Source organism: Lysinibacillus sp. FSL W7-1291, from assembly GCF_038593415.1.
GTDB classification, from domain to species: Bacteria; Bacillota; Bacilli; order Bacillales_A; family Planococcaceae; genus Lysinibacillus; species Lysinibacillus fusiformis_D.
The window spans coordinates 3567781-3587909 of sequence record NZ_CP151994.1 but is presented as its reverse complement, the minus strand read 5'-3'; the positions used below and the strand labels follow the sequence as shown (position 1 = coordinate 3587909).

General features: G+C 37.3%; 18 protein-coding genes and 1 riboswitch. Of the genes, 17 read left to right on the top strand and 1 reads right to left on the bottom strand.

The annotated features are described in order from the left end of the window. Positions 1-200 precede the first annotated feature (200 nt). The 12 genes from NST76_RS17435 (at position 201) to NST76_RS17380 (ending at position 12740) form a co-directional block, all read left to right on the top strand. Positions 201-557 (top strand): arsenate reductase family protein, encoded by a 357-nt coding sequence (locus NST76_RS17435; protein WP_342544213.1) that lies wholly within the window; start codon positions 201-203, stop codon positions 555-557. A 206-nt stretch (positions 558-763) separates the two neighbouring features. Next, a complete protein-coding gene (gcvH, locus tag NST76_RS17430) occupies positions 764-1144 on the top strand; it encodes a glycine cleavage system protein GcvH (RefSeq protein ID WP_036119635.1) in 381 nt (126 codons plus the stop codon). A 91-nt stretch (positions 1145-1235) separates the two neighbouring features. Then, the gene (locus tag NST76_RS17425) at positions 1236-1577 is read left to right on the top strand and encodes a TOPRIM domain-containing protein (protein WP_036119638.1); all 342 of its coding nucleotides are present in this window, start codon (positions 1236-1238) and stop codon (positions 1575-1577) included. Positions 1578-1591: 14 nt separating this feature from the next. Beyond that, positions 1592-1903, top strand: a complete 312-nt coding sequence (locus NST76_RS17420; RefSeq protein ID WP_036119641.1) for a thioredoxin family protein — start codon at positions 1592-1594, stop codon at positions 1901-1903. Between the two features lie 56 nt (positions 1904-1959). Next, a riboswitch (SAM riboswitch) is annotated at positions 1960-2063 on the top strand. 83 nt (positions 2064-2146) lie between these two features. Further along, complete coding sequence (locus tag NST76_RS17415; protein ID WP_342545301.1) at positions 2147-3175, top strand: methionine ABC transporter ATP-binding protein; 1029 nt, start codon at positions 2147-2149, stop codon at positions 3173-3175. Then, positions 3165-3833 carry a methionine ABC transporter permease gene (locus NST76_RS17410; protein ID WP_036119643.1) on the top strand — a complete coding sequence of 223 codons (669 nt, stop codon included), beginning with the start codon at positions 3165-3167 and terminating at the stop codon, positions 3831-3833. The genes NST76_RS17415 and NST76_RS17410 overlap by 11 nt, the downstream gene beginning before the upstream one ends. Positions 3834-3903: 70 nt before the next feature. Then, the gene (locus tag NST76_RS17405; RefSeq protein ID WP_342544211.1) at positions 3904-4752 is read left to right on the top strand and encodes a MetQ/NlpA family ABC transporter substrate-binding protein; all 849 of its coding nucleotides are present in this window, start codon (positions 3904-3906) and stop codon (positions 4750-4752) included. Between the two features lie 530 nt (positions 4753-5282). Continuing rightward, on the top strand, positions 5283-6608 hold the full coding sequence (locus tag NST76_RS17400) for a nucleotide sugar dehydrogenase (RefSeq protein ID WP_342544209.1): 1326 nt from the start codon (positions 5283-5285) through the stop codon (positions 6606-6608). A gap of 16 nt (positions 6609-6624) precedes the next feature. Further along, the gene (locus NST76_RS17395) at positions 6625-8055 is read left to right on the top strand and encodes a polysaccharide deacetylase family protein (protein ID WP_231745102.1); all 1431 of its coding nucleotides are present in this window, start codon (positions 6625-6627) and stop codon (positions 8053-8055) included. Then, positions 8052-9923 carry a glycosyltransferase gene (locus tag NST76_RS17390; protein WP_330493981.1) on the top strand — a complete coding sequence of 624 codons (1872 nt, stop codon included), beginning with the start codon at positions 8052-8054 and terminating at the stop codon, positions 9921-9923. The genes NST76_RS17395 and NST76_RS17390 overlap by 4 nt, the downstream gene beginning before the upstream one ends. Then, positions 9920-11671 carry a polysaccharide deacetylase family protein gene (locus tag NST76_RS17385; RefSeq protein WP_342544205.1) on the top strand — a complete coding sequence of 584 codons (1752 nt, stop codon included), beginning with the start codon at positions 9920-9922 and terminating at the stop codon, positions 11669-11671. Before NST76_RS17390 ends, NST76_RS17385 begins: the two co-directional genes overlap by 4 nt. Positions 11672-11693: 22 nt before the next feature. Beyond that, positions 11694-12740 (top strand): glycosyl hydrolase family 18 protein, encoded by a 1047-nt coding sequence (locus tag NST76_RS17380; RefSeq protein ID WP_340809383.1) that lies wholly within the window; start codon positions 11694-11696, stop codon positions 12738-12740. Between the two features lie 509 nt (positions 12741-13249). Here NST76_RS17380 and NST76_RS17375 read toward each other — a convergent pair. Then, entirely contained in the window at positions 13250-14152 is a 903-nt protein-coding gene (locus NST76_RS17375; RefSeq protein ID WP_036119678.1) for a LysR family transcriptional regulator, read from the bottom strand. A gap of 520 nt (positions 14153-14672) precedes the next feature. Here NST76_RS17375 and sufC point away from each other — a divergent pair. The 5 genes from sufC to sufB all read left to right on the top strand — a co-directional run bounded on the left by sufC (position 14673) and on the right by sufB (position 19927). Further along, positions 14673-15458, top strand: a complete 786-nt coding sequence (gene sufC, locus NST76_RS17370) for a Fe-S cluster assembly ATPase SufC (RefSeq protein ID WP_089934132.1) — start codon at positions 14673-14675, stop codon at positions 15456-15458. An 18-nt stretch (positions 15459-15476) separates the two neighbouring features. Then, positions 15477-16784 (top strand): Fe-S cluster assembly protein SufD, encoded by a 1308-nt coding sequence (sufD, locus tag NST76_RS17365; protein ID WP_036119683.1) that lies wholly within the window; start codon positions 15477-15479, stop codon positions 16782-16784. After that, complete coding sequence (locus tag NST76_RS17360) at positions 16784-18013, top strand: cysteine desulfurase (RefSeq protein WP_342544203.1); 1230 nt, start codon at positions 16784-16786, stop codon at positions 18011-18013. The genes sufD and NST76_RS17360 overlap by 1 nt, the downstream gene beginning before the upstream one ends. Further along, positions 18003-18428, top strand: a complete 426-nt coding sequence (gene sufU / locus NST76_RS17355) for a Fe-S cluster assembly sulfur transfer protein SufU (RefSeq protein ID WP_036119698.1) — start codon at positions 18003-18005, stop codon at positions 18426-18428. The genes NST76_RS17360 and sufU overlap by 11 nt, the downstream gene beginning before the upstream one ends. A gap of 101 nt (positions 18429-18529) precedes the next feature. Further along, positions 18530-19927 (top strand): Fe-S cluster assembly protein SufB, encoded by a 1398-nt coding sequence (gene sufB / locus NST76_RS17350; RefSeq protein ID WP_036119701.1) that lies wholly within the window; start codon positions 18530-18532, stop codon positions 19925-19927. Positions 19928-20129: the final 202 nt, after the last annotated feature.

Below are 20129 nucleotides of genomic sequence, written 5' to 3'. Positions count from 1 at the left end.
AGGATAGCTAGGTTTTTTTATGAGAGATGGATAGAAGCGTGAAACTGACGGATAGAACAGCTAGATTGACGGATAAAATGGAGAAAGTGATGAATAGAACAGCAAAACGGATGGATAGGCTTACGAAAATGAGAGAAGTTCCACCATTCGAAACAATTATGATGGTATACTACAGAAAAAGACAGTAGAGGAGCATTTTAATGACGATTCAATTTATCCATTATCCGAAATGTACGACATGTAAAAAAGCACAAAAGTGGTTAAATGATCATGAGGTTTCCTATGAAGAGGTACACATTGTAGAGCAATCGCCAACAAAGGATGAAATAAAAGCCATTTGGCAAGCCAGTGGACTGCCTTTGAAGAAATTTTTTAATACATCGGGTATGAAATATCGTGAGCTTGGTTTAAAGGACAGGCTAGCGGAAATGACTGAAGATGAGCAGCTGGAGCTACTTGCTTCTGATGGGATGTTAATCAAACGTCCAATCGTAACGGATGGCCAAAAAGTAACGCTAGGGTTTAAAGAATCAGATTTTGAGCAAACTTGGAAATAGCCGTATTTAAACAGGATCGAACGACTCTTCTAACCGAGATAAAGTCACTGGCAGATGTCACAAATTTTTAACAGAGATGTATTTCAAGTAACTTGAAAAAATTGTGGACTGCAATTAAGCTGGCACGTAATTGAATCTTGTTTTTATAGGAGAAGTATGGCACACTGAAAGTGAATATATTACATATTTATGGAGGGGTTTTTTGCATGAGCACACCTAAAGACTTACGTTATTCTGAAGAACATGAATGGGTAAAAACAGAAGATGGAAAAGTACGTATTGGTATTACTCACTTCGCACAATCTGAATTAGGAGATATCGTTTTCGTTGAGCTTCCACAAGTTGGCGACGAAATCAAAACAGATGATCCATTCGGTAGCGTAGAATCAGTTAAAACTGTTTCTGAATTGTATGCACCAATCTCAGGTACTGTAGTTGAAGTAAATGCAGATTTAGAAGATAGCCCAGAATTCGTTAATGAATCACCATATGAAAAAGCATGGATGATCGTTGTGGAGCCTGCTGATGCATCAGAAGTTGAAAAACTAATGACAGCAGAGCAATACGAAGAAATGATCGCTGAATAAGACAAGCTATAATCGAAAAACGTCGGAAACTACCGGCGTTTTTTGTTATATAATGACTTATAAGTGGGTATGTCTAAATGGAGGTGGCGTAATGTTCGAGGGAAAATGCTTAATAGTAGAAGGACGCTCAGATAAGCTACAAATTGAGCCAATTTTAAATGAGAATGTTACAATACTATGTACGAATGGTACAATTGGTGTGCATCAATTAGAAGAGCTGCTTGATCCCTATGAGAGCTGTGAGCTATTTACTTTTTTTGATGCAGATACTTCAGGCGATAAGCTACGTGCATTAATGGACAGACATTATCCAGAGGCAGAGCATTTACGTACAATGCCAACCTATAAGGAAGTAGAGACGACACCAAGAAAAGTGTTAGCGATGATATTACTGCGTGCACATTTTTCAATCCATAATGAATATATTTTGTAAGGTTGCGTGAGGAAATGGAAGAATGGTCAAAAGAGCAGTGGGAAACGGCTAAACAGTCGGGACAGAAAGCTGCATTTTATTTATATACACCGATGTGTGGAACGTGTGCAGTGGCATCTAAAATGATGGCCATTATTGAACAATTACTGCCACAGCTACCAATAGGTAAAGCGAATATAAATTTTTTAGAGCATGTTGCTGTTGAGCATCAAATTGAAAGTGTTCCGTGTTTACTTGTTAGTGATGGCGGAAAAGTGACAGATAAGATTTATGCTTTTCAATCCGTACCATTTTTATACGAATTGTTAAAAAAATCAATTGACTGAACTTTACTAGCGTGGTAAAGTATCAAATATATTACTAAAACATTAAATATATCGAACTCTTATAAAGAGTGGCGGAGGGAAGTGCCCTATGAAGCCCGGCAACCATCACAAAGTGAAAAGGTGCCAAATCACTCAAAGATTTTTCTTTGAAAGATGAGAGAACGGTTTAACGTTATTATACGTGACCCCTTCTACTTGTCTGTGAGTGAAGGGGTTTTCTATATGAGAAAAGGAGTATTCGCTATGATCCAGCTTCAAAATATTACGAAGAAATACAAAACAGCAAATGGCGAATTAACGGCAGTCAAAGACGTCAACCTTACCATCAATAAAGGTGAAATTTTTGGCATTATCGGCTATAGTGGCGCTGGTAAGAGTACCATGATTCGTTTATTAAACGGTTTAGAGAAACCGACAACAGGAACAGTAACGGTGAACAGTCAAGAGTTTTCATCGATTAAAGGGCAAAAGCTTAGAGCAGCTAGACAAAAGGTAAGTATGATTTTCCAACATTTCAATTTACTTTGGTCTAGAACAGTTGCCGAAAATATTGCATTTCCTCTAGAAATAGCAGGTGTTTCAAAGGCTCAACGTGAAGCACGAGTAAAGGAATTAATTGCACTTGTTGGTCTAGAGGGACGTGACAAGGCGTATCCATCCCAGCTTTCTGGTGGACAAAAGCAGCGTGTAGGGATTGCCCGTGCATTAGCGAATAATCCAGAGGTTTTACTATGTGATGAGGCGACTTCCGCACTCGATCCTGAAACGACGGATGCCATTCTTGATTTACTCGTTGATATCAATGAACGTTTAGGCTTAACAATCGTTTTGATTACACATGAAATGCATGTCATCCGCAAAATTTGTCATCGTGTAGCGGTCATGGAGGCAGGCGAAATAGTGGAACGTGGTGAGGTATTGCAAGTTTTCCAAGCACCACAAGCGGCTATTACTAAAAAATTCGTATCTCAGATTACAGATACAAAGGAAACACAGGATACGGTGGCACAAATCAAAACAAATTATCCAACTGGACAACTTGTCAAACTGATTTTTGTTGGTGAAAAGACCGAGCAGCCGGTTATCTCACATCTTGTGAAACAATTTGATGTAGAAGTAAGCATTGTTCATGGTAATATTTCGCAAACGAAAAACGGTGCATACGGTACACTGATTGTGCAAATTGATGGCTCGAAAACAAATGTGGCTGAAGCCCTTCGTTATTTAAATACAGTCGAAGTACAAACGGAGGTGATCGCAAATGCTAACTAATCTTTTTCCAAACGTAGACTGGGAAAATATGTGGCAAGCTATGTATGAAACATTGTACATGACGGCAATTTCTACAGTTGTCACATTTATTCTTGGGTTAGTCATTGGGATCGTTCTATTTTTAACAAGCCCTAATCAGCTATGGGCTAATAAAATGGTTAACTTTTTAACGGGTTCAATCGTTAATATTTTCCGCTCCATCCCATTTATCGTGTTAATTATTTTATTAATTCCATTTACGAAATTCTTACTTGGTACGATTCGGGGTGCAAATGCGGCATTACCTGCTCTAATTATTGGTGCAGCCCCGTTCTACGCTCGTATGGTATTGATTGCGTTACGTGAAATAGATAAAGGTGTCATTGAAGCAGCCCGTTCAATGGGGGCAAAAACATCCACAATTATTTGGAAAGTACTGATCCCTGAATCTTTACCAGCACTAATTTCAGGGATTACTGTAACGGCTGTTGCCCTCGTTGGTTATACTGCAATGGCAGGGATTATCGGTGCAGGTGGTCTTGGTAACTTAGCTTTCCTAGACGGCTTCCAACGAAATCGCCAAGATGTGACATTAATGGCAACTATTTTGATCTTAGTAGTTGTATTTATCATTCAATGGATTGGTGATCTCATAACGGTGAAGATCGATAAACGTTAGTAAGACTAAAAGAGGTTAATCCGGTTCTAACCGCTAACATATTTGAAACAAATAAAAGGGAGTGTCATAAATGAAAAAGTTATTAGCAGGATTATTTTTATCTATACTTGTACTAGCATTAGCAGCTTGTGGTACAGATAAAAAAGAAGATGCCAATTCAGCATCTGATCAAACAGATAGTAAAGACAATGTAACATTAAAAGTAGGTGCTTCTAATACACCACACGCAGTCATCCTAGATAAAGCAAAACCAATTTTAGCTAAAGAAGGCATTGATCTTAAAGTTGAAACTTATACAGATTATGTTCTTCCAAACCAAGATCTAGATTCAAAAACACTTGATGCAAACTATTTCCAACATATTCCATACTTGGAGCTACAAATTAAAGATAATGGCTATGATTTCGTGAATGCTGGTGGCGTTCATATTGAACCAATCGGTATTTACTCAAAAAAATATAAAACTTTAGAAGATCTGCCTGAAGGCGCAACAATCTTACTTTCTAACTCAGTATCAGACCACGGTCGTATGCTATCATTACTGGAAGCTAAAGGCTTAATTAAATTAAAAGAAGGTATTGATAAAACGGCAGCAGAAATAAAGGATATTGAAGAAAATCCTAAAAACTTTAAATTCGATGCGAATACTGCACCAGAAATGCTCGTACAAATGTATGAAAATGATGAGGGCGATGCAGTACTTATCAACTCTAACTTTGCGATCGATAATGGTTTAAATCCAATCGAAGATGCTATTTCTCTTGAAGACAAAGAATCTCCATATGTGAATATCATCGCAGTACGTGCAGGCGACGAAACAAGACCAGAAATTAAAAAATTATTAGAAGTATTAACTTCTAAAGAAATCCAAGACTTCATTTTAGAAGAATGGAAAGGTGCAGTAGTACCAGTACAATAATTCAAAGGGTAAGTGAGTGATCTAACTCGCTTACTTTTTTAATAGCCCCCTCAAGTATCGCTTATTAATGGTACTTGAGGGGGTTATTTTTATTGCAATTATTAAAAAGTTGATTTATCAACTATTAACATCAATCAGTGTTGTTTTTAATCAAATTATTTTAGAGTTAGAAAGTAATTCTGAAATTATTTGTTAAATAGGATGAACATTATTGCACAAATATTATTAAATTACATAAAATGTAGGTGTTTATGATTATATTTTATAATTGTTTAGAAATTGTTTAGTTATAATTAGTACTATATAAATGTTTATGAAGTTTTTTTGAGTTAAATTTATTTTTTTAATCTATTTTGACTAGAAAAATCATACGTAAGTATGTAGCGATGAAAGGAGTCTGTACAGTACGATGATGAGAAGTGACAAATTACTTTGCAGAATGCTTGCCATGAATAACTATGGTCAAACGAAGCTGTAACGAAAAGAACGATGACAATGGACTACTAGATTAGATAAAGGAGTAATTTTTTATGACAATTGAAACGACATCATTAAGCAAAGCTTTATCAAAAAAAATCCACACAAAAAAAGCTACAATTGGGGTTATTGGACTTGGCTATGTAGGGTTACCATTTGCAGTGGAAATGGTTCGAAGTGGGTTTCAGGTGATAGGCTTTGATAAAAACCAAGATAAAATCATGCAGTTACAAAATGGTCATAGTTATATCGCTGATCTACCTAAAGAAAATATACAGCAAATGATAAAGAGTAATCAATTTGAGCCAACGAATGATTTTTCTAAGCTTTCACAAGTGGATGTCGTTATGATTTGTGTGCCTACACCTACTTCTGCAGAAGGAACTCCCGATATTTCATATATAAAAGAGGCAACACATACCATCGGACAATATATCAAGACGAATGGGTTAGTTATTCTTGAAAGTACAACGTATCCTGGGACAACAGAAGAAATTGTCCAGCCTATTTTAGAAGATTATGGTTTTGCGATTGGTCAAAATTTATTTTTAGCCTATTCACCAGAACGTGTGGATCCAGGAAATATCAACTTTTCCGTATCGAATACGCCTAAAGTGGTTGGTGGAATAACCGCAGCATGCTTAGAAGTATCAAAGGTCTTTTATGAAACAGTCATTCATACCAATGTTTGTCCTGTTTCAAGCCCAAGAGTGGCTGAGATGGAGAAATTGCTGGAAAATACATTTCGTCAAATTAATATTGCCCTTGTCAACGAGTTAAGTCAGATTTGCTACAAAATGGATATCGATATTTGGGAAGTCATTCATGCAGCTTCTACAAAGCCATATGGTTTTATGCCATTTACACCTGGACCAGGAGTAGGAGGGCATTGTATTCCAGTCGATCCTAAATACTTATTGTGGGCAGGACAACAACACGGGATCTCGGCAACGCTAATTGAAGCGGCAGATAAAGTCAATGATTCCATGCCTCATTTTGTTGTGAACAGATTAGAAAACTACTTACGTCTACAAAGAAAAGAGCTGTGTAAGGCAAACATTGTTGTCATTGGCGTTACTTATAAGCCCAATATAAATGATTCACGTGAATCTCCAGCACTTCGTGTTATTCAACAACTACTAGATAATCAGTGTCAGTTAAAGATTATCGATCCTTTTATTGAAACCTTTTCTGTAGAGCAAGCTCTTGTCAAGACGGACCTACTAACAGTAGAAATAATCCAACAGGCAGACGCAGTATTAATTTTAACGAATCATTCAGATATTGATTACTCTTTAATTGACCAACAGGCTTCTTTAATTTTTGATACACGAAATACCCATTTTCTGTTTAAAAATAAAAATTATTACAAATTATAAGGAGAATTCATGGGAAATGAAACAACTTAAACTATGTGGTCTGCTCATTCTACTGTTGTTAGCAGGCTGTCAATCTACTCCTAAAGAAACGATTCACCCAGTTGATTCTACCATAGACGTCAAAAAATCTGATGGTACTATGAGTGACTTAATCAGTCATGCCAATATAGTTGTGCCAAAGGTTGCCTTAACATTTAATGGCTTCGCAGATAATGAAACGATGGAGTTATTACTGACAAAATTAGATGAATCGAATATGAAAGCAACCTTTTTTCTAGAGGGGATGCGTGTTGCTCAGGAGCCAGAGCTTGTTAAAGAAATATTAAAAAGGGGACATGAGGTGCAAAATGGTACATTGACATTTCCAGATGTATCAATTTTAGATTATGACCAAACGTATGAAGAAATCGTTTTAACCAATCAAATTTTTAAAGAGCATTTAGGTTATACACCACAATTTGTTCGTAGTCGCTCAGGTGATGTTACCGATAATATGCGCTTAGCAGCAGCGGCACTAAATATGAAGGCCGTTATTGGATTATCTATTAATCCACTTGATCGAAAAATGCAAAGTGCTCAGGAATTGACCGACTATATCGGCCAATATATTGATAGGGGCTCTATTATTCATCTCAACACATACATTAACCCTGCTATTATAGATGCCATTCCTTTATTAGCCCAATTAGCGAACGAACGGGAGTATACCTTTACTACTTTAAGTGATTTATTAGATGAGCGCTATTTAACAAAGTCTGTAGAAGAGATAGCTGGTTATGATGCTGTTAGCCCCAATTTAAATTATGAGCAGGTCAAGCCGAATTTATATTATCGGAAAGAGACGACTAAAAAGGAGATTGCGATTACTTTTGATGACTGGGCACATGAAAAAAGAGTAAAAGAAGTGTTGGATATTTTACGTAAATATGAAATCAAAAGCACCTTTTTCTTGATCGGTAGTGGCGTGGAGAAAAATCCACAATTAGCAAAGATGATTGTAGAGGAAGGTCATGAGGTAGCTAGTCACTCCTATTACCATCTAGATGTTACGAAAATGACACCCGAAGATTTACAGGACGATTTAGTAAAAGCACATAGGGCTTTGACCTATGCGCTACAAGAGCCACCTCTACTCTATTTTAGACCAGCACAAGGCATAATGGATGAGCGAACAGCCAAAATCATCACTGCTGCGGGCATTAAAACGATTGCTATGTATGATATAGCTTCTTTTGATTGGAATTTAGAGTATACAGCACAAGACATTTATGATCGAGTGATGTCTAGGGTCGGGCCAGGAAAGGTCATTGTCATGCACATTTTAGATGGAACTAATACGGTAGAAGCACTGCCACTCATCATTGAAAAGCTGCAACAAGATGGTTACAGCTTTAGTAAAATGTCGACGTGGATTGAAGAAGATTCAAATAGGGATGTGAATGAATGATGAAAACGAAAAAAGAGGTTTTAACCATACCACGCTCTGATCGTCGGATTTTATCAAATATTCCTGATCCCGAAAATGTACGGAGCCTTGTCAATCGGCGTGGCGCATCCTACCAGAAAGATGAAATTGATCCTGCCGATGTGAATGAAATTTATCGGCTCCAACAACTAAGCTTGCGCTATGAAACTCATTTTGAGGTGCAAATTAAACGAGCACGACGTCAAGTGAGTTCAGACAAATACTATGCGGAGGATATTTCAGTAACAGGTATCCTTGTTTACACGAATCAGCCCCATCATTTACTCATCGATGAAATTTTAACAATGAATTTTACAATACCAGGTGGAGCGATGCCTGAGGGCTATGAAGCTAAAGTAAAGTTAAAGGCTAAGGTTAAACGTTTTTTTACGAAAGAGATAGATGGACAAATCCGGTATTACGTTGCCTGTGAATTTTTACAGCCTTTGAATGAATATATGACAAAAAAACGTTGGGGCATTTCTATTTTTATGGCCAGTTTATTTTTATTGGTTGTATCACTTATTGTCATGTTAATGCGAGCCGAAAGTGTGATTTACTTTAGGTTTAATAAATTTTTATATTTATATAGTATTATTGCGGCTACGTTTCTACTAAGTAGATATATATTTGGTATTTTCTATAAGAATGTACCAATCAATCCGAAGTTTGAACCAGGTGTATCGATTATTATCCCCGTGTTTAATGAGGAAGAATGGATTCATCGCACAATTTCAAGCTGTATCAATCAATATTATCCAGTAGATAAATTAGAAGTCATTGTTGTGGATGATTGTTCAACAGATCGTACGGAAGAAAAGGCAAAGGACATGATTGACCTTATTCATCAAGAGGGCCAGCGTTTTAGGACAAATGATCGCTTACAGTTTTATAAGCTGCCACAAAATGGAGGGAAACGGGAAGCGTTAGTAGCTGGTGTTCATCAAGCAAAGCATGATTTAGTTGTTTTTGTGGATTCAGATAGCTTTTTAGAGCCACATGCAATCCGCAATTTAGTACAGCCATTTCAAGATCCTAAAATGGGCGGTGTAGCTGGCCGAACTGAGGTTGAAAATAAATTTACGAATGCTCTAACGAAATTACAAACGGTCCGTTATTATATCGCCTTCCGCATTATGAAAGCGGCTGAATCATGGTTTGATACGGTTACTTGCTTATCTGGGCCATTAGCATGTTATCGAAAAGAGCTTATTTTAAAAAATGAAAAGGCCTGGCTCAATCAAAAATTTCTTGGTCAGCCAGCGACATTTGGTGATGATCGCAGTATGACTAACTATATTTTGAAAACGCATCGAACAGGTTATCAGGACAATGCCATTTGCTCAACGATCGTACCCTCTGACACAAAAGTTTTTTTATCACAGCAAATGAGATGGAAACGCTCTTGGCTAAGAGAATCATTACGAGCATTTTTATTTATGTGGAAAAAAGAACCGTTTATGTTCCTTTTCTTCATTATTGGTTTAATTGTGCCGATTGCTGCACCAATTGTCGTTGTTTATAACTTAATTTATGTACCACTGATGTATGGTATTTTTCCAACCACTTTTTTAATTGGCTTACTACTAATGGCCATGCTAATGAGTTTGGCTCATTTATTCTTTAGAAAAAGTAAATTATGGGGATTTGGCTTTATCTTTGTTCTCTATTATGAATTTATTTTGCTTTGGCAGATGCCAGTTGCTTGGGTGACGTTTTGGAAATCTACATGGGGGACAAGGGAGACACCTCAGGACATTCTCGCGAAAGAAAAGAAAATGGAAAAGCAAAAATTACGAAAATCCCGATTTTCGATGTTAAAAATTAGAAAAATGGGTGAGAAGGAATGAATGAGAGAAATATAGAACTCCAGCCAGCAAAAAAAAATCGTCGAAAAATCATCCGTTCAATCGTGCAATTAATCATTGTAGTTTTGTTAGCTGTTATTTTAATAAAAGCTGTATTTTTAACAGAGAAACGAACAGCTGAAACGGTACCATTAAACAATAAAGAGGGCTTTATTGCCCTTTCCTATTTCGGTGTGAGTAGAAATGATTCACCTAAATATGTGTCCAAAAAGAATTTAGAAGAACAATTAACATTGCTAGAAAAGCAAGGTTATCAAACCATTACGCAACAGGATATTTTAGATTTTTATCAAAAAGATAAACCATTGCCAGAAAAAGCATTGTATTTATCGTTTGAGGATGGACGAACAGACTCCAGTATTTTTGCTCAAAATATTATGGAAAAATTAAATTATAAGGCGACGATGTTTACGTATGCTAATAAAATGGATACGCGAGACAATAAATTTTTAAAGCCTAAAGATTTAAAGCTAATGGAACGAAGCGGTTATTGGGAGCTAGGATCTAATGGATATAGGCTAACCTATATTAATATTTTTAATGATAAGGGACAGTCTCTTGGTGTGATTGATGAAAATAATGTACCAAATAAAACAACGATAGAATACTATAACCACTATTTAATGGACTTTATTCGAAATCAATATATGATTCCAAGTGAAACACGATTAGAGATGGAAAAACGCATTCGCAAGGATTACACATTGATGGAGGAAATCTATCAACAGGAGTTTGGCGAAGTGCCGAAAGCCTATGCAATTATGCATGCCAACTCACTGTATAACAATATGGACCCACTTGTTCAGCATGTCAATGATAAGGAAATTAAAGACAAGTTTCGTATGCACTTCAATTTAGAGTTAGGTGCCTATAATGATCGAGAGGCAGATTTGTATAATTTAAATCGCTTGCAAGTCTCCCCCTATTGGTCAACCAATCATGTCATGATGAAAATCCGTCAAGCTAGTAAACAAAATGTTGAATTCAAAATAGGGGATCTTTCATTAGCACAGAAGTGGGATGTAATGAACGGTGCTGCTGAATTTGAAAACAATGAAGTTACGTTAACATCAGCACCATCAAGTGAAGGGAGAATTCTCTTTAAGGAAGCCTTACCCGAAAACTATCAGGCGCATTTTACTTTTAAGGGAAATGTTGTGGGTCAGCAAGCCTTCTATATTAATTACGATGAAAAAACGAATAGCTATTTGCGAGTTGCATTAGTAGATAATGAGATTGTGATTAGCGAAAAATTACCAGGAGCAGGAATTGTTGAAAAGCAGCGTTTTCAGTTAAATGAAATAAAATGGAATGAAGAGGAATATGCCTTTAACAAAGCGACCGTTTATTCCTATCAAGATACACAAAATGGGTCACGGATTAATGACAAAGAATACCCAAGAAACTTAACGAAAAAAAGAGTATTTAACATTACCGTGAATAAGGATAAAATAGAAATAGATGTTGATAATGTATTATCCGGGACCGTTCAAATAAATCCATTGTTACAAGGGTCACAAATTGGATTTGGTGCATTGTACAGTAAAAAGGATACTTCACATGAACAGTATGCAGATGATATTTACGATACATTGATAGAGGATATATTAATTACAGACAGTAAAGATCAAACCATATTTACGAACCAATATACGAATTTTGAGAAGGTGAAGCATAAAACCATCACCATGTTTAATCATGTTGTGGATTTCTTTATTGATACCTTCTAAATCGGGGTGAAATTTGATTCAAGTGAAGAACTTTGTATTGTTTATATGTATAGCACTACTATTTATCACTGCTTGTAGTAATAGTAAAGAGCCACCAGCTGAAGCAAAGGTAGGAATAAAGGACAAGGAGAAGCTTCGATTGTCCATCTGGTTACCAGAATGGCAAAATAAATCTGCGATGGAGGATGTGAAAAATTCTCTAGATGGATTACAAGATATACGGGTTTTCGGTGCTTATTTTAATAGCAAAGATGAACTATTATTAACTGAAAATGCGATTGACATGCTACAACAAACGCAGCAACAATTTAATGATTCCCATCCTGTAATCCTAACGCTTATCAATGATTATGTAACAGATAATGCCCCTTCTGTTCAAAAGGACAGTACGCTTTTGCATAGACTCGTGCAGGATTCTTCTGCGAGGCAAAAGCATATCAATAATATTTTGCAAGTAGTCGATCAATACCAAGTGAGTGGCATTGAGATTGATTATGAAAAGGTAGCACAGAAAGACCTTCGAAACTACATTCTTTTTTTAAAAGAGCTGTACAAAGCTCTTTCAAAAAAGGATGTGACATTACATGTCGTTCTAGAGCCAAGTTTTCCATTTAATATGAAATTGCCTAATGGACCAATCTATACTGTCATGGCCTATAATGTTCATGGCTATCATAGTGGTCCAGGTGCGAAGGCCACTTACTCTTTTCTCAATGATTTAGTGAGAAAAGTGAAGAAGTCCAATCAGGATTTAGCGATTGCCTTTGCTACAGGAGGCTTTGATTGGGTAGCCGAAGGTCAAATTGTTGCTTTAACAGAGCTTGAGGCTGAACAACTATTAGCTGAAACGAATGCAGTGAAGCAGCGTGATAAGGGGAGTGGGGCCGTTTATTTTACGTATGTAGATCATGACAATGTCAGTCATGAGGTTTGGTATGCAGATCAAGAAACACTTGAAAAATGGGTAAACTATATACAAAAAAGAAGCTATCATGACGTGGTGCTATGGCGTGCTGGAGGCTTAGGTGCAAGAACTTTACAATGGATCAGTGAGCAATCAATTGAATAGCATTCATGCAAAAAAAATCGCCTTTTCAGGCGATTTTTTTCATAGTATTGAAAGTGAAAGGTGAAAAGGGCTTTTCGTTTTAGGAAACTTGCTTGCCGCTGTTGTGCAGAATAAAAGCAGTTGCCCCCTGTCATGCTATCCTACGGGAGTCAAGTAGTCTGCCACTCTCATCTGCAAAGTGATAAAGGTTGCACAAATAAAATGATGGTGTTCATTACTCATTTAATCGATGGCTGTTGGGACCAATACTTCTTCACATTGAAAATAATAGCCTATCCTTTCTCTAATAATAGGCTATGTTCCTTAAGTTAGTAAGAAAGACAAAATGCAGTATGGTTGATTAGAGTAGAGCCAGCGTCACTCTTAGGGATTAGCGTCACAGCGGAGACCTGGAGCGAACGCGGTGAGTGAAGCGGCTCATCGGATGCCCCTTGGAAAGGATGCTGGCGGAACGGAAATCAACCTCTCGCCTTGTCAAAAAGTCTTTCTCTGCTATTGACATCGCCTTTTTATTGGAATTGGGAAAGACGAGAAAAGAAATGTTTCACAAAATCTAAAAAGATTGCTTCAGATGGTGCGATTTCTCGATTTACGGGTGAGATAATGCCAACAGTTCTAGGTATTGTGGGTGATTCAATTGGAACCTTGACGGTAAATCGAGCGGCTGAATCATATAAGGAGCTTTCAGGTAATAGACTAACACCTATACCAGCAGCTACTAAACCTTTCAGTGCATCCAAATCCTCACCTTCTGAAATAACATTTGGTAAGAAGCCTGCAGCACGGCAAGCATCCATAGCTACTTTATGTAATATATAGCCATCTGGAAATAAGACAAATAAATCATTTTTCAACTCTGCTAGCTGAATACTTTCCCTTTTAGCTAATGGGTGATTAGCGGGTAGTAGTGCGGCGATGTTCTCAGTGAACAGAATTGTGGACTGAATGGATTCGTCCTTTGGGGGTAATGGTCCCAAAAAGGCTAGGTTTAACTCCCGATTTTTGACCGCATCAATTAAAAATCGATAAGATCCTTGACGTAGTTGGAATTGTAAATCAGGATATTCCCGTTTAAAGGCGGATATAACAGTAGGCAGAACATAGCTAGCCAAACTTGTTGGAAAGCCAATTTTAATAGAACCTTTGGCAGGATCCAAATATTCTTCTACTTGCTTTGCCGCAAAATCAATGGCCTTTAAGGCTGTAATGGTATGCTCAAGAAATGTTTTCCCAATGGGAGTTAATTTCACATTTCGACCAACGCGCTCGAACAATGGCGTGCCTAATTCATCTTCAAGGTTTGCGATTTGCCGACTGATGGCAGATTGGGCTACATGAAGATGCTCCGCGGCCTCTGAAATATGCTCCCGTTCAGCAACCTCTACAAAATAGCGTAATTGACGTAACTCCACAAATATTCACCTCTATTAATCTAAAAATAAGATTGATTTTACCTTAATTATATATTATTTAAGATGAAAAATGATTGTAAATGTCAAAATAATAATTAGAATATTATGTTATCTTGCGAGATGGATTTGGTTATTGAAGTCTAGAAGAAACTTTGCCTAAAATATCTTGTTTTTAATTGATTCCATTTTAATGAAATAGGTTATAGTATAGTTATGGTTGTTTATGCAAATTTGTCATAAAACCGCTACAATTAACACTTTCCAAGAGGTTTTCACTATGTAGCTAGATGAAATCTATTCTCAATTAGGGATATTTCATTGAAAATGAAGAAAGTCTATTCTCATTGTCTAGCTGAACTAGTAATAATCTGAAAATGCTTATAAATCCTTTGTTTTTCAATATTTTATTTGAGAAATGGGAAAGTAATTGAAATGGTTTGCATAGAGAACGATTTTCAGTTAAGATTAGAATGATAATAATTAAGGAATGGTTGACCCATTCACTGAACACTATGGAGGTATTTTCATGTCAACTTTAGTTATTAAAGATCTTCACGTTGCGATCGACGGGAAAGAGATTTTAAAAGGCGTAAATCTTACAATTAATACAAATGAAATTCACGCAATCATGGGGCCAAACGGAACTGGTAAATCGACACTAGCTTCTGCAATTATGGGTCATCCTAAATATGAAGTCACTTCAGGTACTGTAGAGCTTGATGGCGAAGATGTACTTGAAATGGAAGTGGACGAGCGTGCTCAAGCTGGTTTATTCCTAGCAATGCAATATCCATCAGAAATTGCTGGTGTAACAAATGCTGATTTCTTACGTTCGGCGATTAATGCACGTCGTGAAGAAGGCGATGAAATTTCATTAATGAAATTTATTCGTGAATTAGATAAAAATATGGATTTCCTAGAAATGCATGAAGATATGGCTCAACGTTATTTAAATGAAGGTTTCTCTGGCGGTGAGAAAAAACGTAATGAGATTCTTCAATTAATGATGATTAAACCAACATTTGCCATTTTAGACGAAATTGACTCTGGACTTGATATTGATGCATTAAAAGTAGTATCAAAAGGCATTAACGCAATGCGCGGTGAAGGCTTTGGCTGCTTAATGATCACACACTATCAACGTCTATTAAACTACATTACTCCAGATCATGTACACGTAATGATGCAAGGACGTGTTGTAAAATCTGGTGGTGCAGAGCTTGCACAACGCTTAGAAGCAGAAGGCTATGATTGGATTAAAAAAGAATTAGGTATCGAAGAAGAAGCAGAAGAACAAGAAGCATAAGAAGGAGGACGAACTAGCATGACAGTGGAACTTAACTTGCCTGTAACAGTACAGGACGTGCGCTCGTTCTCAGAAGCAAATGGTGAACCAACTTGGTTTACAGAACTTCGCGCGGCAGCACTAGACAAAGTAACTGGTTTAGATTTGCCAAAACCAGATAGAACGAATATTACAAAATGGGATTTCATGGAATTCCCGCAATTGGCGGTTCATAGTGAGGCATTCTCTTCATTGGATGCTCTACCTGAAGAAGCAAAAGGGTTAATTGACCTTGAATCACAAGAAAACCTATATATCCAACGTAATAATACACCAGCGTACATTAAGACATCGCAAGAACTTATTGATAAAGGTGTTATTTTTACTGATATTTTCACAGCAGTCCGTGAACATGGTGAACTTGTTCAAAAATACTTTATGACAGAAGCTGTTAAAGTGGAGGAGCATAAGTTAACAGCACTTCATACAGCGCTTGTTAATGGTGGTGTGTTTGTATACGTACCAAAGAATGTAATCATTGAGCAACCACTTCAAGTTGTTTTCCTAAACGACAATGCAGAAGCTTCATTATACAACCACGTTTTAGTAGTAGCGGAAGCTAATTCTGCTGTAACTTATGTAGAAACATATATTTCAACAATTGAAGAGGCAAAAGGTCAAGCAAATATTATTGCTGAAGTCGTTGTCCAAGATAATGCACAAGTAACATATGGTGCAGTAGATGTACTTGCAAAAGGCTTTACGACATACGTAAATCGTCGTGCACGATTAGCACGTGATGCAAAAGTTGACTGGGCTCTTGGTTTGATGAATGACTCAGATACAATCTCTGAAAACATTACACATTTAATTGGTGACGGTTCTCATGCAGATACAAAAACAGTAGTAGTTGGTCGTGGAGAACAAAAACTTAACTTCACTACGGAGGTTCGTCACTGGGGTAAAAACTCTAACGGGCATATCTTAAAGCATGGTGTAATGAAAGATGCAGCTCAATCAATCTTTAACGGTATTGGCTATATCGAGCATGGTGCGACAAAAGCAGATGCACAACAAGAATCACGTGTATTAATGCTGTCAGAAAAAGCTCGTGGGGATGCAAACCCAATTTTATTAATTGATGAAGATGATGTAACAGCAGGACACGCAGCGTCTGTTGGTCGAGTAGATCCATTACAGCTTTATTATTTAATGAGCCGTGGTATCTCAAAAGCAGAGGCAGAGCGCCTTGTTATCCATGGATTCCTTGCGCCAGTTGTTACGCAATTACCAATTGAGGGCGTTCAAAAGCAACTGACGGAGGTTATTGAAAGGAAAGTTCGCTAATGATGAATAAAGACATTAAAAGCTATTTCCCAATTTTAAATCAGGATGTCAACGGTCATAGACTTGTTTATCTTGATAGTGCTGCAACGTCTCAAAAACCTGTTCAAGTGATTGAAGCTATTAAAGCATATTATGAATTTGATAATTCTAATGTTCACCGTGGCGTGCATACATTAGGAAATCGTGCAACAGATAAATATGAAGGTGCACGTGAAAAAGTTCGTAAGTTTATCAATGCACAATCAACGCAGGAAATTATATTTACACGTGGCACAACAACGGCTTTAAATACGGTGGCGTCAAGTTATGGGCGTGCTAATGTCGTGGAGGGTGATGAAATTGTTATTACCCATATGGAGCATCACTCCAATATTATTCCTTGGCAACAGCTGGCTAAAGAGAAAAATGCAACATTGAAATACATTGAGCTAGAAGCGGATGGTACTATTAGTCTGGAAAAAGTTCGTGCAACAGTCACACCTAAAACAAAAATCGTTTCCGTATCTATGGCGTCAAACGTCCTTGGAACAATAAATCCAATTAAAGAAATTGCTCAAATTGCACATGCTAATGGTGCGGTTATGGTAGCCGATGGTGCACAAGCTGCCCCACATATGAAAATCAATGTGCAAGATTTGGATGTGGATTTCCTCGGATTCTCAGGGCATAAAATGTGCGGACCAACTGGAATAGGTGTACTATATGGTAAAAAGGAACACCTTGAAAAGATGGAGCCAATTGAGTTTGGTGGCGAAATGATTGATTTTGTCGGGCTTTATGATTCAACGTGGAAGGAATTACCGTGGAAATTTGAAGGTGGAACGCCTATTATTGCAGGTGCAATAGGTTTAGGTGCCGCTATTGATTTCTTAACTGACATTGGGCTAGATAATATTGCAGCACATGAGCATAAGCTTGTAGGCTACGCAATGGATCAGCTTGAGACAATTGACGGTTTGAAAATTTTCGGCCCACGTGATCCAATGAAGCGTTGTGGATTGGTGACATTTAACTTAGATGATGTACATCCACATGATGTTGCAACGGTGCTTGACATGAATGGGATTGCTGTTCGTGCAGGACATCATTGTGCACAGCCACTAATGAAATGTCTTCAGCAAGTAGCAACAGCGCGTGCAAGCTTCTATCTGTACAATACAGAGGAGGATATTGACCGTTTAGTTGCAGGGTTACGTTCTGCGAAGGAGTATTTTGGAGATGTCTTTTAATAATTTAGATCAACTATATCGTTCGGTCATTATGGATCACTATAAAAATCCTCGTAATAAAGGATCTTTAGAAGAGGATGCTGTAACGATTGATATGAACAATCCAACATGTGGCGACCGCATTCACTTAACATTAAAAGTGACTGACGGTATCGTAGAGGATGCAAAATTTGACGGCGAAGGCTGCTCTATTTCCATGTCCTCTGCATCGATGATGACACAGCTCATCAAAGGGAAAAAGGTTGAAGAAGCAATAGAGCTTTCAGATATTTTTTCTAAGATGATGATGGGGGAAGAGTATAGCGATAAATACGACCTTGAGGATGTAGAAGCACTGCAAGGTGTTTCACAATTTCCTGCACGAATTAAATGTGCGACATTAGCTTGGAAAGCAATGGAAAAAGGCGTGAAATAAATCTTACATCCTTGTTGCTTGGATGAAAGCGACATGGCTTTCATCCAAGACAAGGGTTGAATACCTGGAGAAAATACATCTCAGTGAACGGAGGAGAAACGATGGCTAAAAAAATGCCTGATATCGGCGATTACAAATACGGATTCCATGACAAGGACGTATCAATTTTCCGTTCAAAACGTGGTTTAACTGAAGAAATCGTCCGTGAAATTTCAAATATGAAACAAGAGCCAGAGTGGATGCTTGAGTACCGCTTAAAAGCACTTGAAACATTTTATACAAAACCAATGCCACAATGGGGTGGCGATCTTGGAGATTTAGATTTTGATGAAATTACGTACTACGTAAAACCATCAGAAGCTACACAACGATCATGGGATGAAGTACCTGATGAAATCAAAGCTACATTTGATAAATTAGGTATTCCAGAAGCAGAACAAAAATATCTTGCTGGTGTATCAGCACAATATGAGTCTGAGGTAGTTTATCACAACATGAAAAAAGACCTTGAAGATCTTGGTATTGTGTTCAAAGATACTGACTCAGCTTTACGTGAAAACGAAGATATTTTCAAACAATATTGGGGCAAAGTAATTCCTTACACGGACAATAAATTTGCTGCATTAAACTCAGCTGTATGGTCAGGTGGATCATTTATCTATGTACCACCAGGTGTAAAAGTAGAAACACCATTACAAGCTTACTTCCGTATTAACTCTGAAAACATGGGTCAATTCGAACGTACATTAATTATCGTGGACGAGGGTGCACACGTACATTATGTTGAAGGTTGTACAGCACCTGTTTATACAACAAACTCTTTACACTCTGCAGTTGTAGAAATTGTTGTACGTAAAGATGCTTATTGCCGTTATACAACGATTCAAAACTGGGCGAATAACGTTTACAATCTTGTAACGAAACGTACAGTTGTTGAAGAAAACGGTACAATGGAATGGATTGATGGTAACATCGGTTCTAAGTTAACAATGAAATACCCAGCATGTATCCTGAAAGGTGAAGGTGCTCGTGGTATGACATTATCCATTGCATTAGCAGGTAAAGGACAGCACCAACATGCTGGCGCAAAAATGATCCATATGGCACCAAACACATCTTCAACAATCGTATCGAAATCGATTGCTAAACAAGGTGGTAAGGTAACTTATATGGGACAAGTTCGTTTTGGTCCTAAAGCTAGTGGTGCACGTGCGAACATCGAATGTGACACACTGATCATGGACAATCAATCGACTTCTGATACAATTCCGTACAACGAGATCTTAAATGATAATGTTTCTTTAGAGCATGAAGCAAAAGTTTCAAAAGTATCTGAAGAGCAATTATTCTACTTAATGTCTCGCGGAATTTCTGAAGAAGAAGCGACAGAAATGATTGTAATGGGCTTCATCGAGCCATTCACAAAAGAACTACCAATGGAATACGCAGTAGAAATGAACCGTCTGATTAAATTCGAGATGGAAGGTTCTATCGGGTAATTAACTTACCACCCCTAGTCACAGTAAAACTTGTGACTAGGGGTTTTTTTATGATCTGATATATCAGATCGAAAATGGATTTTTGTAATATATTAAAATAATACTGGATTTTTGGATGAATACATACTAAAATGATAATGAGAATCAATATCAATTGAAAAGTAGGAGCTGATAAAATAATTTCATGTTCAATGCTTCAACA

Bases quoted from the DNA above. Each gene is read 5' to 3' on its own strand.
- NST76_RS17435 (WP_342544213.1), top strand. From the start codon at position 201: ATGACGATTCAATTTATCCATTATCCGAAATGTACGACATGTAAAAAA.
- gcvH (WP_036119635.1), top strand. From the start codon at position 764: ATGAGCACACCTAAAGACTTACGTTATTCTGAAGAACATGAATGGGTA.
- NST76_RS17425 (WP_036119638.1), top strand. From the start codon at position 1,236: ATGTTCGAGGGAAAATGCTTAATAGTAGAAGGACGCTCAGATAAGCTA.
- NST76_RS17420 (WP_036119641.1), top strand. From the start codon at position 1,592: ATGGAAGAATGGTCAAAAGAGCAGTGGGAAACGGCTAAACAGTCGGGA.
- NST76_RS17415 (WP_342545301.1), top strand. From the start codon at position 2,147: ATGATCCAGCTTCAAAATATTACGAAGAAATACAAAACAGCAAATGGC.
- NST76_RS17410 (WP_036119643.1), top strand. From the start codon at position 3,165: ATGCTAACTAATCTTTTTCCAAACGTAGACTGGGAAAATATGTGGCAA.
- NST76_RS17405 (WP_342544211.1), top strand. From the start codon at position 3,904: ATGAAAAAGTTATTAGCAGGATTATTTTTATCTATACTTGTACTAGCA.
- NST76_RS17400 (WP_342544209.1), top strand. From the start codon at position 5,283: ATGACAATTGAAACGACATCATTAAGCAAAGCTTTATCAAAAAAAATC.
- NST76_RS17395 (WP_231745102.1), top strand. From the start codon at position 6,625: ATGAAACAACTTAAACTATGTGGTCTGCTCATTCTACTGTTGTTAGCA.
- NST76_RS17390 (WP_330493981.1), top strand. From the start codon at position 8,052: ATGATGAAAACGAAAAAAGAGGTTTTAACCATACCACGCTCTGATCGT.
- NST76_RS17385 (WP_342544205.1), top strand. From the start codon at position 9,920: ATGAATGAGAGAAATATAGAACTCCAGCCAGCAAAAAAAAATCGTCGA.
- sufD (WP_036119683.1), top strand. From the start codon at position 15,477: ATGACAGTGGAACTTAACTTGCCTGTAACAGTACAGGACGTGCGCTCG.
- NST76_RS17360 (WP_342544203.1), top strand. From the start codon at position 16,784: ATGATGAATAAAGACATTAAAAGCTATTTCCCAATTTTAAATCAGGAT.
- sufU (WP_036119698.1), top strand. From the start codon at position 18,003: ATGTCTTTTAATAATTTAGATCAACTATATCGTTCGGTCATTATGGAT.
- sufB (WP_036119701.1), top strand. From the start codon at position 18,530: ATGGCTAAAAAAATGCCTGATATCGGCGATTACAAATACGGATTCCAT.